This window comes from Pseudomonas sp. UBA6276 (genome assembly GCF_002438365.1).
GTDB classification, from domain to species: domain Bacteria; phylum Pseudomonadota; class Gammaproteobacteria; order Pseudomonadales; family Pseudomonadaceae; genus Aquipseudomonas; species Aquipseudomonas coleopterorum.
Genome location: NZ_DJUS01000046.1, coordinates 1 through 13,590 on the forward strand (window position 1 = coordinate 1; position 13,590 = coordinate 13,590).

16 protein-coding genes and 1 riboswitch are annotated in these 13,590 nt (G+C 63.8%); of the genes, 5 read left to right on the plus strand and 11 right to left on the minus strand.

From position 1 onward, the window contains the following. A partial coding sequence (locus B2V21_RS05095) for a NifU family protein (protein WP_286916225.1) occupies positions 1–162 on the plus strand: 162 nt, incomplete at its 5' end. Between the two features lie 54 nt (positions 163–216). Here B2V21_RS05095 and B2V21_RS05100 read toward each other — a convergent pair. Genes B2V21_RS05100 through B2V21_RS05120 form a run of 5 tightly spaced genes read right to left on the minus strand, consistent with a single transcriptional unit; the run spans position 217 to position 3,321 of the window. Beyond that, entirely contained in the window at positions 217–1,203 is a 987-nt protein-coding gene (locus B2V21_RS05100; protein ID WP_286916214.1) for a GlxA family transcriptional regulator, read from the minus strand. Between the two features lie 25 nt (positions 1,204–1,228). Next, positions 1,229–1,975, minus strand: coding sequence for a precorrin-4 C(11)-methyltransferase (gene cobM / locus B2V21_RS05105; protein ID WP_286916215.1), 747 nt, complete (start codon positions 1,973–1,975; stop codon positions 1,229–1,231). Positions 1,976–2,009: 34 nt separating this feature from the next. Beyond that, the gene (locus tag B2V21_RS05110) at positions 2,010–2,435 is read right to left on the minus strand and encodes a cobalamin biosynthesis protein (protein ID WP_286916216.1); all 426 of its coding nucleotides are present in this window, start codon (positions 2,433–2,435) and stop codon (positions 2,010–2,012) included. Next, positions 2,432–3,118, minus strand: coding sequence for a CbtA family protein (locus tag B2V21_RS05115; RefSeq protein WP_286916217.1), 687 nt, complete (start codon positions 3,116–3,118; stop codon positions 2,432–2,434). Before B2V21_RS05115 ends, B2V21_RS05110 begins: the two co-directional genes overlap by 4 nt. An 11-nt stretch (positions 3,119–3,129) precedes the next feature. Then, on the minus strand, positions 3,130–3,321 hold the full coding sequence (locus tag B2V21_RS05120) for a CbtB domain-containing protein (RefSeq protein WP_286916218.1): 192 nt from the start codon (positions 3,319–3,321) through the stop codon (positions 3,130–3,132). A gap of 129 nt (positions 3,322–3,450) precedes the next feature. Then, positions 3,451–3,674, minus strand: a riboswitch (cobalamin riboswitch). 89 nt (positions 3,675–3,763) lie between these two features. On the opposite strand from B2V21_RS05120, the gene B2V21_RS05125 reads away from it, so the two are divergent. After that, the gene (locus B2V21_RS05125; RefSeq protein ID WP_286916219.1) at positions 3,764–5,587 is read left to right on the plus strand and encodes a monovalent cation:proton antiporter-2 (CPA2) family protein; all 1,824 of its coding nucleotides are present in this window, start codon (positions 3,764–3,766) and stop codon (positions 5,585–5,587) included. A 30-nt stretch (positions 5,588–5,617) separates the two neighbouring features. On the opposite strand, the gene B2V21_RS05130 is transcribed toward B2V21_RS05125, so the two are convergent. After that, a complete protein-coding gene (locus tag B2V21_RS05130; protein WP_049859629.1) occupies positions 5,618–6,742 on the minus strand; it encodes a mechanosensitive ion channel family protein in 1,125 nt (374 codons plus the stop codon). A gap of 77 nt (positions 6,743–6,819) precedes the next feature. Further along, positions 6,820–7,842, minus strand: coding sequence for a GlxA family transcriptional regulator (locus B2V21_RS05135; RefSeq protein WP_286916220.1), 1,023 nt, complete (start codon positions 7,840–7,842; stop codon positions 6,820–6,822). A gap of 105 nt (positions 7,843–7,947) precedes the next feature. Between B2V21_RS05135 and B2V21_RS05140 the strand changes: the two genes are divergently transcribed. Together B2V21_RS05140 and B2V21_RS05145 are read left to right on the plus strand one after the other, a co-directional pair. After that, positions 7,948–8,490, plus strand: a complete 543-nt coding sequence (locus B2V21_RS05140) for a DUF4946 domain-containing protein (RefSeq protein ID WP_286916221.1) — start codon at positions 7,948–7,950, stop codon at positions 8,488–8,490. A gap of 159 nt (positions 8,491–8,649) precedes the next feature. Beyond that, entirely contained in the window at positions 8,650–8,865 is a 216-nt protein-coding gene (locus B2V21_RS05145) for a TOBE domain-containing protein (protein ID WP_043189662.1), read from the plus strand. A 164-nt stretch (positions 8,866–9,029) separates the two neighbouring features. Here the strand turns inward: B2V21_RS05145 and copD are convergent, their stop codons facing one another. After that, the gene (gene copD, locus B2V21_RS05150) at positions 9,030–9,881 is read right to left on the minus strand and encodes a copper homeostasis membrane protein CopD (protein ID WP_286916222.1); all 852 of its coding nucleotides are present in this window, start codon (positions 9,879–9,881) and stop codon (positions 9,030–9,032) included. A gap of 2 nt (positions 9,882–9,883) precedes the next feature. After that, complete coding sequence (copC, locus tag B2V21_RS05155) at positions 9,884–10,243, minus strand: copper homeostasis periplasmic binding protein CopC (RefSeq protein WP_090362192.1); 360 nt, start codon at positions 10,241–10,243, stop codon at positions 9,884–9,886. A gap of 167 nt (positions 10,244–10,410) precedes the next feature. Here copC and B2V21_RS05160 point away from each other — a divergent pair, with 167 nt between their 5' ends. Beyond that, complete coding sequence (locus tag B2V21_RS05160) at positions 10,411–12,129, plus strand: thiamine pyrophosphate-dependent enzyme (protein WP_286916223.1); 1,719 nt, start codon at positions 10,411–10,413, stop codon at positions 12,127–12,129. Between the two features lie 254 nt (positions 12,130–12,383). On the opposite strand, the gene aroQ is transcribed toward B2V21_RS05160, so the two are convergent. Both aroQ and B2V21_RS05170 read right to left on the minus strand, forming a co-directional pair. Then, on the minus strand, positions 12,384–12,836 hold the full coding sequence (gene aroQ / locus B2V21_RS05165; RefSeq protein WP_286916224.1) for a type II 3-dehydroquinate dehydratase: 453 nt from the start codon (positions 12,834–12,836) through the stop codon (positions 12,384–12,386). A gap of 212 nt (positions 12,837–13,048) precedes the next feature. Next, a complete protein-coding gene (locus B2V21_RS05170) occupies positions 13,049–13,390 on the minus strand; it encodes a hypothetical protein (protein ID WP_049859635.1) in 342 nt (113 codons plus the stop codon). Positions 13,391–13,590 lie beyond the last annotated feature (200 nt).

Below are 13,590 nucleotides of genomic sequence, written 5' to 3' on the forward strand. Positions count from 1 at the left end.
GGCATCGCCGTGCTGCAGTTCGGTGGCGGCTGCCAGGGTTGCGGGCAGGCTGACGTGACCCTGAAGGACGGTATCGAGCGCACCTTGCTCGAACGCATCCCCGAGCTCAAGGGCGTACGCGATGTGACCGACCACACTCAGAAAGAAAACGCCTACTACTGATCGGCGTGGCGCCAGCATCGACTCGCTGCCTCTGTGCAGCGTCGGTGCCCGGCCTTACTGGCCGAAGCGCTGCGCATACCCCTGGGGACTGACCCCGAGCACTTTCTGAAAGCTGCGGCGCAGATTCTCTGCATGCCCGTAGCCGCACAACCGCGCCACACTCTGCACCGACAACTGTCCACCCTGAATCATGGCCCTGGCCGCTTCCAGTCGGACCCGCTCGATGTGTCGCGCCGGGGTGATGTTCAATTCGGCGAAGAACACGCGATACAGCGTGCGTGGCGTCATGTTGGCCTGCTGCGCCAGCGCTTCCAGTGACAGGTCGGCGCTGAGGTTGTGCGCGATCCACTCCAGCAGTTCGGTCAGCCTCGACGTCGGCCCGTTGCAGCGCGCCAGGTGCGGGCTAAACTGCGTCTGTCCGCCCGAGCGCTTGAGGAACAGTACCAGGCGGCGCGCCACAGCCAGCGCCAGTGGTCGGCCCAGATCGGCTTCGATCAAGGCCAGTGCCAGGTCGATGCCGGCCGTGACGCCGGCCGAGGTGAAGATGTGGCTGTGGCCATCCTTGTCCGACGGATCAAAGGTGTGTAGCCGATCGCCCCGAACCTGTACGTTGGCGAAGGTCTTCAACGCCTCGACATCATCCCAGTGGGTGGTGGCGATCAAACCGTCCAGCAGCCCGGCGCTGGCGAGCATCAGCGCGCCCGAACACACCGAGCCCAAACGCCGTACCTGAGGCGCCGCCGCGCGCAGCCAGGCGAGCAGGGCGGTATTGGCGCATTGCTCGGCATCGCTGCTGCCGCCGGGCAGCAATACTGTATCCAAGGTGGAGCAGTCCACTGACTGCCAGCTGGCATCGGCATGCAGTTTGAGCCCGGCCGAGGTCGCGACGGGTCCTGGGGTTTCGCCCAGCAGTTGCAGGTCATAGAAGGGCGCCAGCCCCTGGCGCGTCAGCTCGACGTTGGCCGAGGCGAACACCTGCATCGGGCCGGTCACATCCAGGCTCATCACGCCGGGGTAGACCAGGCAAGCGATCACTTTCATGGAAACGACCTCGCAGCGTGGTGATTCACGAACGGTACAGGTGAGCATGGCCGGCGCGGTACAGCGCGGAGTCGGCGAAGCTATCCGTTTGCAGCACATGGCCCACGAGTATGAGCGCGCTGCGACGAAAGTCCTTGGTCGCGATCCTATCCTGGATATCAGCCAGGGTGCCCAGCACGAAATCCTGATCCGGCCAGCTGGCCTTGTGGATCACCGCGACCGGGCACCCAGCGCCATAGCTGGGCAACAGTTCTGCGACGATCCTTTCCAGATTCTTCACCCCCAGATGAATGGCCAGTGTGGCGCCATGCTGGGCCAGGCTGGCCAGGCTTTCGCCCGGCGGCATGGGCGACTTGTCGCCGTAGCGAGTCAGGATCACCGTTTGCGAAACGTCGGGCAGTGTCAGTTCCACCCCCAGCAACGCCGCACAGGCCGCGGTCGCGGTAACGCCCGGAATGATCTGATAGTCGATGCCATGCTCGCGCAGCCACCGGATCTGCTCGCCGATGGCGCCGTACAGCCCGGGATCGCCACTGTGCACCCGCGCCACGTCTTCGCCACGGGCGTGGGCCTGCTGGATGATTTCGATGATCTGTTGGAGGTGAAGCTCGGCGCTGTTGTGCACCTGATGCGCAGTGTGCCCTTCGAGCACGGCTTCGGGCACCAGCGAACCGGCGAAGATGATCACCGGGCATTGGCGGATCAGACGCTGACCCTTGACGGTGATCAGCTCCGGATCACCCGGTCCGGCGCCGATGAAGTAAACGGTCATGGGTATTCCTGACGGGCGGAGGGGTGAATGATATTCAAGTTGGGCGCTGCGTGCAGCCGCGGTGACGTTCCGTGCAGGCGATGGCCAGGGTTGCCACCGCCGAATGCCGTCGGCTGACGCGCAGTATCGAGGCGCACCGGGTGCCATCCTCGGCCATGGCCAGCGCGGCACTTTCCGCCACGCCCAGGCAGCCGGTGGCGGCGAACGAGCGCGCGGAATGATGGCTGAGGCGATCTTGATAAGGCGCCAGGGTCGCGGCGCCATAGGTGGCGAACGGCAAGCCGAGACGTTCGGCCAGCGCCACCAGCCCCGGTTCGTGCGCCTTCATATCAATGCTGGCGATGCCACGCACGTCAGCCCAGGGCAGGTCGTGTTCGAGCAGCGTTTGCTCCAGCAGGTCGTGCAACGCTTGCGCGCTGCACCCCGCACGACAGCCGAACCCGACCCACAGCGCTGTCATCGGCTTAAGCGACCGGCTCGGCGGAACAACCAGGCGCTGATAAGCCCCAAGGCCAGCCAGAACACGGCGTTGGTCACCAGCGAAGCGATGATGAACTGCTGCTCCAGAGCCTGCGGTGCCAGGCTCGAATGATGCTCAGGTTGCGGCGCGCCGATCAGGTGCGGCAGCAACACGATGGCCAGTCCCAGGGCTTTGAGCAACGTGCCACGGCCGAACACCAGCAATGCCAGACCTGCCGCAGTGGAGGCCGCGGTACCGATCCACCAGGTCTGGCGCAGCACCAGGTCCGCTGCCTGGGTGCCGGGCAGTTCCGGCGGCAGCCCCAGGTTCGGCGCCAGACAGAACACCGCGAATCCGCCCAGTCCCCACAACAGCCCCTGAGCAGTGCGCCCAGGGGCGCGCAGCGTATACAACGCCACCAGCATCAGGGCGAACCCCACGGCTACCACCAGATTGCCTCCGGCGGTCGACAGCACGCGCTGCCAGCCGTCTTCCGGCTCCCAGGCCTCGGCGTGTTCGTGCCCGGCAGCGGAAACCTCGTCATGCTCGTGCTGGGCAGAGGCGCTTTCATAGGTTTCGCCCTGAAGAATCAGCGGCGAGACCCACAGGCTCTGCAGCAAGGTCAGCAGCAGGGCGGCCAACAATCCGCTGAAACCAGCGGTACGGGCGATGTGCCTGATCATCTCGGCGCTCCTCAATGGCACGGAAAGGCGGCGCTGTGCCGGGTATCGTGAGCGGCGTTGTGTACCGCCTCGATGTGCGAGAAGCCGGCGAAGCCCACCAGGCAGCAGCCCAGCAGGAAGGTGCTGACCGCCAGGGCGATGCGCTGAGCCAGGGTGCCGGCGGACGGCAGGGCGTGTTCGGGGGCGGAGGCGGTGGTAGACATGGGGTTCCCTCATGTGGTCCCCACGGCGGCGGTCCACGGTATGTGGCACCATCGATCGGGCACGCGCACGAAGAAAGCCTGGCGCGGGCGCGCCATGCTCGCAACAGCGCCCGCCCACCGCAGGGTTGTCGATCAACGATTGTCTGGGCCGGTCTCCGGGCTTGCGAGGGGCGGCATGAAGTCCGCCTTGAAAGCATCGCCTTCCCATGCCCGCAGGGGCACAGTGGATCTGACACTTCTCTCGCTTACCGTTGCGGGGGCAGCACCGGACTTGTGCCAATCCCTCCTGGAGGCAGGCACGCACCGGTTTCCCGTTTCACCCTGTGAAGGGCACCCAAACGATGGCGCCTAGCAAATCATGTCGCCGCAGCATCGTCAATGCGCCGCGCGCTGTAGAATGCGCCCGCGGTCCGCGCTTTCTCCCTACGAAATGGAGTTCCCCATGCCCGAAGAAGGCAACATGCTACAAGCTGCCGTGGTGTTCCTGCTGGCTGCGGTGATCGCCGTGCCACTGGCCAAGCGCCTGCAACTGGGCGCGGTGCTCGGCTACCTGTTCGCTGGTGTGGTCATAGGCCCGCAGGTGCTGGGCTGGGTGGGCGATCCCCAAAGCGTCAGCCACATCTCCGAACTGGGCGTGGTGCTGCTGCTGTTCATCATTGGCCTGGAACTGTCGCCCAAACGCCTGTGGGTCATGCGCAAGGCGGTGTTCGGCGTCGGTCTGGCCCAGGTGCTGTTGACCGCGGTGGTCATTGGCGCCGTGGCATTGCTGGCCTTCGGGCAACCGTTGAACAGCGCCGTGGTCCTGGGCCTGGGGCTGGCGCTGTCATCCACGGCTTTCGGGTTGCAGAGCCTGGCCGAACGCAAGGAACTGAACAGCCCCCATGGCCGCCTGGCGTTCGCCATTCTGCTGTTCCAGGACATTGCCGCGATCCCGCTGATCGCCATGGTGCCATTGCTGGCTGGCGGAGGCGGCGATGCCGGCGAGGGCAGTACCCTGGATCACAGCCTGCGGGTACTGGGCAGCATCGCCGTGGTGGTGATCGGCGGACGCTATCTGCTGCGCCCGGTGTTTCGTATCGTCGCCCGCACCGGTTTGCAGGAGGTGTCCACCGCCACGGCCTTGCTGGTGGTGATCGGTACCGCCTGGCTGATGGAGCTGGCCGGTGTTTCGATGGCCCTGGGAGCGTTTCTCGCCGGCTTGCTGCTGGCCGACTCGGAATACCGGCACGAACTGGAATCACAGATCGAACCCTTCAAGGGGCTGCTGCTGGGCCTGTTCTTCATCAGTGTCGGCATGGGCGCCAACCTGGGCCTGTTGCTCGAAAGCCCGGCATTGGTGCTGGGCCTCACAGTCCTGCTGATCGGGATCAAGCTGCCGCTGCTGATGCTGATCGGGCGTCTGGCCGGTGGTCTGGGTCGGTTCAGCGCGGTGCGCCTGGGCATCGTGCTGGCCGCCGGTGGCGAATTTGCCTTCGTGGTGTTCAAGATCGGCCGCGAGCAGGGGCTGTTCGATGCGCGCCTGTACGACACGCTGCTGCTGACCATCACCCTGTCCATGGCGCTCACGCCCTTGCTGTTGCTGCTGTGCGCACGGCTGCTGCGGACCAAGACGCAGCCAGTGGAAGTGCCCGAGGAATACCGCGAGATCGACAGCGACGCGCCCCGCGTGGTGATCGCCGGCATGGGTCGGATGGGGCAGATCGTGGCGCGTATCCTGCGTGCACAGAAGATCAGTTTCGTGGCCCTGGACACCTCGGTGGAATCCATCGAGTTCTCGCGCAGCTTTGGCCACCTGCCGGTGTTCTACGGCGACCCGCTGAGGCCCGAGATCCTGCGCGCGGCCAAGGTGGAGCAGGCCGAGTATTTCGTCATCGCCACCGACGATCCGGAAATCAACATCAAGACCGCCGAACTGGTCCACCGCCTGTACCCGCACGTGAAGATCATCGCCCGCGCGCGTAACCGCCAGCATGTGCACCGGCTGGTCGACCACGGCGCGCAGGCGGTTCGCGAAACCTATTACTCAAGCCTGGAGATCACACGGCGCACATTGGTGGGGCTGGGGCTGAGCCAATCCCAGGCCGATGCGCGGATCAACCGCTTCAAACGTCACGATGAACAGGTGCTGCAGGCCCAGCACGCGATCTACGACGATGAGGCCAAGGTCATGCAGACCGCCCAGGAAGCGCGCGCTGAGCTCGCACGGTTGTTCGAGTCCGACCGTCAGGACGAAAAAGCGGCAGCGAAGGATGCTCCGCGCCGCTGATGTCCAGCGTTGAAAAGCCGCCGGTGAACCTCAGACCGGCGGCTGGCGAACCACGTCGCTCGGGCCTTCTTCGTTGGCCGGGTGCAGGGTGCGCGTCGACATCTCGGCGCGCAGCTGCGGCAGGCATTCGGGGTAGCGGTTGTTGACGAAGGTGATCAGGCGCTCGCGCACATAGCAGCGCGCATCCCAATTGCGCGACGAATCCACCGAGCTCAACAGAATACGCAGCTGCATCGCCTTGTCGCTGGTGTCGGTGACCTGCAACACCTCGACGCGACCGTCCCACAGGTGCGGGATTTCCTCGCACAGGCGCCGGGTTTCGGCGCGCAGCGCTTCCAGGGGCACCGAATAGTCCACCCAGAGAAACACCGAGCCGATGATGCTCGACGTGCTGCGCGTCCAGTTCTGGAAGGGCTTTTCGATGAAGTATTGCAGCGGCACCACCATGCGCCGTTCGTCCCAGATTTTCACCACCACATAGGTGCCGGTAATTTCCTCGATGCGCCCCCATTCGCCCTCGACGATGACCACGTCATCGATGCGGATCGGCTGGGAAATGGCGATCTGCAGGCCGGCGATCAGGTTGCCCAGCACCGGCTTGGCGGCAAAGCCGGCGGCCAGTCCCGCCAGGCCTGCGGACGCCAACAGGCTGGTGCCGATCTGCCGCACGGCCGGGAAGGTCATCAGGATCAGGGCAATGCCGAAGATCAGCACCAGCACGTTCAGGCACTGCACCAGCACCCGCACCTGGGTCTGGATCCGCCGCGCCGCCAGGTTGTCCTCGATGTCCAGCGGGTGCTTGATGGTCATGGTGGTGGCCACGGCCTTGACGCAACGCAGGCCCAGCCAGGTCAGACAGGCGGTCACCAGCATGCCGTTGAGGTGGCGCACGGTGTTGATCATCAGCAGGTCATCGGGCGCCGACGTCCAGACCGCCTGCAGGCTCATCAGCGGCATCAGCCACAACGTCGGCTGCTCGGCCCGCAGGATGAGCTGCCGGGCCAGGACGAATGACTTCGATACGCGGCGCAGGATGATCAGGCCGACCCAGCGGATCAGCAGAACGACACATACCGCCAGGACCGCGGCAATCAGCGTGCTCAGCCAGGGCAGCGGCACGCGGGCGAGCAAGGAGTCGGGAAGGGCGTATTCCATGGGTCGAAGGCTCGCGTGTGGCATGAACTGAAGTCGACCGGCAGATGCCGCTACGGTTCCCCGTCACCCGCAGCCGATCAGTCTGCCAAGCGGGTTTCACGCGATGGCGAGTGGCCGAAATAGCCGCTGTAGCACTTGCTGAAATGGCTGACCGAAACGAACCCACAGGCGATCGCCACCTCCATGATCGACAGCTGTGAATGCTGCAGCAGTCGCCGTGCTTCGGTGACCCGCAGTTCCATGTAGTAGCGATGGGGGGAAGTGCCGAGCTGGTCCTGAAACAATCGGTCGATCTGGCGCCGCGAGCGGCCGACGAACTCGGCCAGCTGGTCGAGCGACAGCGGTTCCTCCAGATTGCTCTCCATCAGGTCGATGATGTTGCGCAGCGGCTGGCTGAGCTTGCCATTCGCCTGCGCGCCGCTGCGGCGAAAGCGCAGTCCTTCGAAGGCGAGGATATGCTCGACGCCGTCGGCCAGCGTGTCGCCGCGCTGGGCGCGGATCAGCGCCATCATCATGCTGAAGCCGCCATTGGGGCTGGCGGCAGTGAAGCGGTCACGGTCGATGACCTGGCTGGCCGGAGTGACGGTGATCTGCGGGCTGAGTTCGGCCAGCGAGGCGCGGTTCTCCGGGTGCACCGCGCAGCGATAGCCATCGAGCAGGCCCGCCTGACCCAGGAGCCAGGCACCGTTCCACAGACCGCCCAGGGCGATGCCGCGTCGTGCACAGTCGCCGAGCACGCGATTGAGCAACACGGAGGCGCGCAGCGGGGTGCGGAAGCCCCCACAGATGATCAACAGGTCCAGTTCGTCATGCACGCCAGGCATCAACGGCGCATCCGGCTGCAGCAGGATGCCCAGGTCACTGATGACCTGCCCGGGCGCCAGCCCGTAGGAACGAATGGCATAGGCGCCCGAGCTGATCAGGTTGGCCGTGACCAGGGTGTCGAGGCTGGCGGTGAAGGCCGCCAGGGAAAAATGCTCCAGCAACACGAACCCCACCCGCAGGCTGGCCTGGGTGCCGTCGCGCAGGCGCTCGTTGGCCGAAGCCAGGTACAGCAGGTTCTTGCTTTGCCCGGCGCCGCTGAAGATCCGTTGGGTCATTGACACCTGCTCCCTGAATGGCCATCGATCGCTGCGGATATTACCGTAGTGCTGCGCCCGCGGGTCTGCGAGACTGATGGCCCTTTTGCCGTGGAGGAAACTGCGATGCCTTATCTGCGACACGCCCACTGCCTGCTGTTGTGCTGGCTGATCGGCGCACCGGCCTGGGCCGACGACAGCGTGATCGTCTGGCCGGCCGACTGGGACGTGCAGATCCTGCCTGACGCGTCCGACGCCCAGGGCCAGCCCAGCGGCAGCCGCCAGCGCGCGACCAAGACGGACGCCAATGGCGACCCCTTGATGATTGTGGAAATGACCCGTGGCGCCCTGGCCCAGGACCATGCCGTGAACCTGGAAGCGGTGTTGCTGGAAATGCGCAAGGCGATCCAGATCAATTTTTCCCGCTCCGGCTATCAGAGCGTGTGCACCAAGGTGAAATCGACGACGCTGGGCAACTTGCCCGCAGCGCAGACCACCTGCAAGGTCACCCGCAACGGCACCCTGGCCATCACGCAGACCCTGGTTGCGGCGGTGCAGCCTGGCTTGGCCTACGGCTTCAGCTATGCCGGCTCGGCAGTGGGTTATCCGCAGCTGGAAGCCGAAGTGATGGGGATTCGTCAGGGGCTACGCTTTGCCAAGTCCGAATAAGGGCACGGGCTGACGCCTGTAACGCACAAGGTCATCAGCGTTGCATATCTCCAAAAGACATATAAAAAGCATTATTTATTCTTTTTAAATATTCGGCCGAAGGTGCAATCTCTACTTCACGCACTGCGGTGCGACCGAATGTCTAACGAGGATGACTGCATGACCATCAAAGCGATCAACGTACGCAACCAGTTCAAAGGCACCGTGAAGGAAATCATCGAAGGCCCGGTGGTCTCGGAAATCGACGTGCAGACGCCAGCCGGTATCGTGACGTCGGTCATCACCACCCGCTCGGTGCACGAGCTGGAATTGCAGATCGGCAGCGAAGTCATCGCCTTCGTGAAATCAACCGAAGTGTCCATCGCCAAACTGTAACAATTCACCCGCATACTGATTCGGTCCCCACGTTTGACCACGTGGTGTCTTGTCACGTTTGAAGCCGAAAGAATCTTGAGGGTCGTGCTCTTGCAGGGGAGCACGGCCCTTTTTTTATGCGCCGCAGGTTTTGTGCGCCGCAGGTTGAATACGGCGCAGGTGACTCACCCCAGCGGCGTCGGCGCCAGAGTGCCGAGCAGGGCGACAGCCGCCACCGCGCCCAGTCCGCAGGCCCATTCAAGGGTGACCGTGCGCTTGAACGATTGCACCTCCAGCGGACCCCGAGCCAGTTGCCGGCGGTGCCACACAGCCAGGCCGAGCATGGCCAGCACCAGCGCCAGCTTGACTGCCAGAACCGTGGCGAACCCGGACGCACCTGGCACCGGCAGGAAGGAGCCGGTCAACGCCCGGGTGTTGATCAGCCCAGTCACCAGCAACCCCGCCACCAGCGCACACCCCACGCCACTGAAGCGACCCAGCACCACGCGCAGATCCTGATCGCCGGGGCGTGCCAGCACGAACATCAACAGCATCAGGCCGCCCAGCCACGCGCCGACACACAGCAGGTGGATCAACTGGTTGATCACCAGCCAGGTGCCCGCCGAGCCTTCGAACATCGCGGCATGACCGACCGGCGCCAGCGTTGCCAAAGCCAACGCGCTCAGGGGGCGGGCCACCACCTGAAGTTTTGGATGAGGAATTCGCAGGCACACCAGGACCGCCACACAGGCGAACAGGTGCAGGGTCCAGACCTTGCCGAAAAAGGTTTCACCCAGGACCCGGCGCACCAGCGCCATGTCCAGCGAACCGCCCATCTCGAAGGCCACGGCGAACAGCCAGGCGACACCGCTGATCAGCGCGAGCGCTGCCAACAGGCACACCAGGGGATCGATCAGGTTGCGCAGCCGACCCTTCTGGCCAGGCTGATCGAGCAGCAGCGGGCGGAACATGCAGGCGCCGAACACCAGCATCAGGCTGGTGAAATGAAGGAAGCGCAGAACGATCAACACACTCATGCTCAAGGACTCACGGTGAAGCGGTACTCGCCGGCGCTTTTGTGCGTGTCCACCGACACCACCTGCCAGTGCACCGTGTACTGACCAGCCGCCAATGGCGCGGCAGGCTTGACCACCAGGGTCTTGCGATCGTCGACGGCGCTGGCCAAGGGTTGCAAGGCGACCGGCTCGCCGCCCGCAGCGGTCAGCGTGACCTTGCTGAAGCCCACTTCGATGGCTTCGGAAAAACCCAGGCTCACTTGCGCCGGCGCAGCGACGGAAGCATCGGCGGCAGGCACCGGATGAGTTAGATGGGCATGGGCCATGGCCAGGGGGGAAACAAGCACGAGGAGGGCGGCGCTGAGCAACTTGCGGGCAGACATGGCGAGGGCCTTGAACAGTGAAAAAGGCCGCCAATAAAGCATGATCCGCACCGTTGGGCAACGCCGCCCGGTTTCGACGCGCGAAGGCATGGCGAGGCGCCAGTCGGGCTGAACTCCCCAGGCCCGCTCCAGCCTAAGCTGCATGACTCACTGACCAGGAGGCCTTCATGGCCAGCAAGAAAGTAGCCGACATCGTGATCCAGACCTTGCAGGAAGCAGGTGTGCGCAACTGCTACGGCATCGTCGGCGACACGCTGAATCACGTGACCGATGCGATTTGGCGCAGCGAGATCGAATGGGTGCACGTCCGCCATGAAGAAGCCGCCGCATTTGCCGCTGGCGCCGAGTCGTTCATCAGCGGTCGCCTGACGGCCTGCGCCGGATCGTGCGGACCAGGCGGCTTGCACTTCATCAACGGCATCTTCGAAGCCCAGCGCAACCACGCGCCCATGGTGCTGATCGCCAGCCAGATCGTGACCAGCGAACTGGGCATGGATTTTCCCCAAGAAGTTGACTTCAAGGCCATCTACGGCAGTTGCACGGTGTTCTGCGAGCAGGTGTACACCCCCGAGCAGGCACGCCGGGTGACCACGCTGGCTGCGCAGACCGCGCTCAATGAAGGTGGGGTGGCGGTGATCATCCTGCCGTCGGACATCAGCTCCGCAGAGGTGAAGAACGATCGTCCTTTCAGCGTCCATCAGCCGCGTCCGGTGTTGCAACCTAGTCTGGATGAGTTGAACGAAATCGCCGACATGCTGGGCAAGGGCAAGAAGGTCGCCATCTATGCCGGCTTTGGTTGCGAGGGCGCCCACGACGAACTGATCGAACTGGCCCAGCGCCTGAAAGCGCCCATCGCTCACACCTCGCGTGCCAAGGACTTCGTCGAGTACGACAATCCCTATAACATGGGCATGACGGGCGTGTTCGGGGTCGAGTCCGGCTACCACGCCATGATGGAGTGCGACACCTTGCTGTTGCTGGGTGCCGACTTCGCCTGGGGCCAGTTCTATCCGCAGAATGCCAAGATCATTCAGGTGGATCGCAAGGGCGCCCATCTGGGACGTCGTCATCCCATCGATCTGGGCGTGGTCGGTGACGTATTGCCCACCCTGAAGGCGCTGCTGCCCTTGCTGGCCGAACGCACCGAGCACAGCTTTCTTGAAGACTGCCTGAAAGTGCGTCAGAAGACCCTCAAGACCCTGGCCCACGATCAGCGTCATACCGACGGGCATCTGATCCATCCGCAGTACCTGACCCACCTGCTGGACAAGCATGCCAGCGAAGATGCGCTGTTCACCGCGGACGGCGGTTCGCCCATGGTCTGGGTGCTGCGCCATATCAACACCAACGGCCAACGTCGCACGCTCACCAGCCTGCGCCATGGCACCATGGCCAATGCCATGCCACAGGCGCTGGGTCTGCAGAAGGCCTACCCGCAGCGCCAGGTCATATCATTGTCCGGCGACGGCGGCCTGGCCATGCTGCTGGGCGACTTGCTCACAGCGGTTCAGGAAAAATTGCCGATCAAGGTGGTGGTGTTCAACAACAGTTCGCTGAACTTCGTCCAGATCGAACAGAAGGTCGAAGGCTTGCTGGACAACTTCACCGACCTGCACAATCCCGATTTCGCCAAGTTGGCCGAGGTGATGGGTTTCTACGGCGAACAGGTCTCGGACGGCGCGAGCCTGGAGCAGGCCGTGCAGCGCTTTCTGAGTCATCCCGGCCCGGCGTTGCTGGACGTCAAGGTCAACCCGGAAGAACTGGTGATGCCGCCCAAGATCGAGCTTTCGCAAGTCTCGAACATGGCCCTGTATTCAGCCAAGGCCATGCTCAGCGGGCGCGCCGATGACGTGGCGCACATGCTGGTGGACAACTTCATCAAGTAAGCATGGTGGCAAGCAGTGCAGACCAGGCCGTTGCGGCAGACGCAGCGGCCTTTTTGTTCTCAGGCTATTTGTTTTCCTCGTTCTCCTTATGGATCAGGTACATCACATAGCCGAACGAGCCGAGCGTAGCGGTGATGATGGTCAACATGATCACACCGTCCATAACACACCTCCAGAACATGAAATTTCGTTCAGGTGACTATGGACGTTCCGAGCAAGGTAAAACAGATCCAGAAGGCGCTGAAAAAACCGGATCAGATGGCGGGCTTGGCGTTCAGCAATTTGGCGAAGTGACTGAGCGCCAGTTTGTAGCCGTGGGTGCCGAAACCGGCAATGACGCCGACCGCCACTTTCGAGACGAAGGAGTGGTGACGGAACTCTTCACGGCGGTGGACGTTGGAGATATGCACTTCCAGAACCGGTACTTCGCACGCGATCAACGCATCGTGAATGGCGATCGAGGTATGGGTCCACGCACCTGGGTTGATGACGATGCCGGCCACGCGCTGGCGGGCCTGATGGATCCAGTCGATCATTTGCCCTTCGTGGTTGGTCTGTCGACATTCGATGTTCAGCCCCAATTCCTGGCCGCTTTGCACCGCCATGGCTTCTACATCGGCCAGGGTTTCGTGGCCGTACACGGCAGGCTCACGCAAGCCCAGCATGTTCAGGTTGGGGCCATTGAGTACGAGGATGATCTGGGACATGAGGCTTCCTGGTCGGAGGTGATGGGGCCATGGGGCAGGGCGGGTGCACCGTGGCATCGAGACCGGAAGAATACCCAAAAAAACGATAAAAGGGATGGATGTGAAAACGGGCGGCCTGAGCGGATGCGGTGATACGCATCTTGGCCCAGCCACCCGCTTCGATCACGGCAACGCAGAAGGCTCGAACACGAGGCGCTCGAGCCGCCGCAGAATCAGTTACCGCTGCTGCCACCCGCGCCGCTGCCTGCGCCCTTGCCTGAGCTGGCGCCGTTGCCAGTGCCACTGCCTACAGCACCGCTACCGCTGCTGTTGCCGGTGCCATTGCTGAAGGTGCCCGAGCCATTCGGGGTGCCGGAGGTGGTGGTGCCGCTGCTGCTGTTGGCGTCGTTGGTACGACCACTGCCCATCTGGTTGCCCGTGCGGGTGTCAGTGCTGGTGGTTGGGGACGAAGGGCTGATTTCCTTGCCTGGAGGCACCGAACCGGCCAACGCATACATACTGGTGGCAGACAGCAGGCCGACGAGGGCAAAGCGAGTAATCGTGCGAGTGACCATGGTATTTCTCCGTTATAGGAATCGGTACGCAGATTTGGGCAGCGAATGGCCATGATCGGTGCCGCAATTCCGACGAACGGTAGCACCCAGGATCCCCCTGCTTACACCCGGTGCGGCCTGACGCGGCTCCCGCCGCCGCTACAGGGGCACGCGGCCGGGGTAGCAGCGGCGCGAGGCGCGGCGGCGGGGGGGGGCGGGGG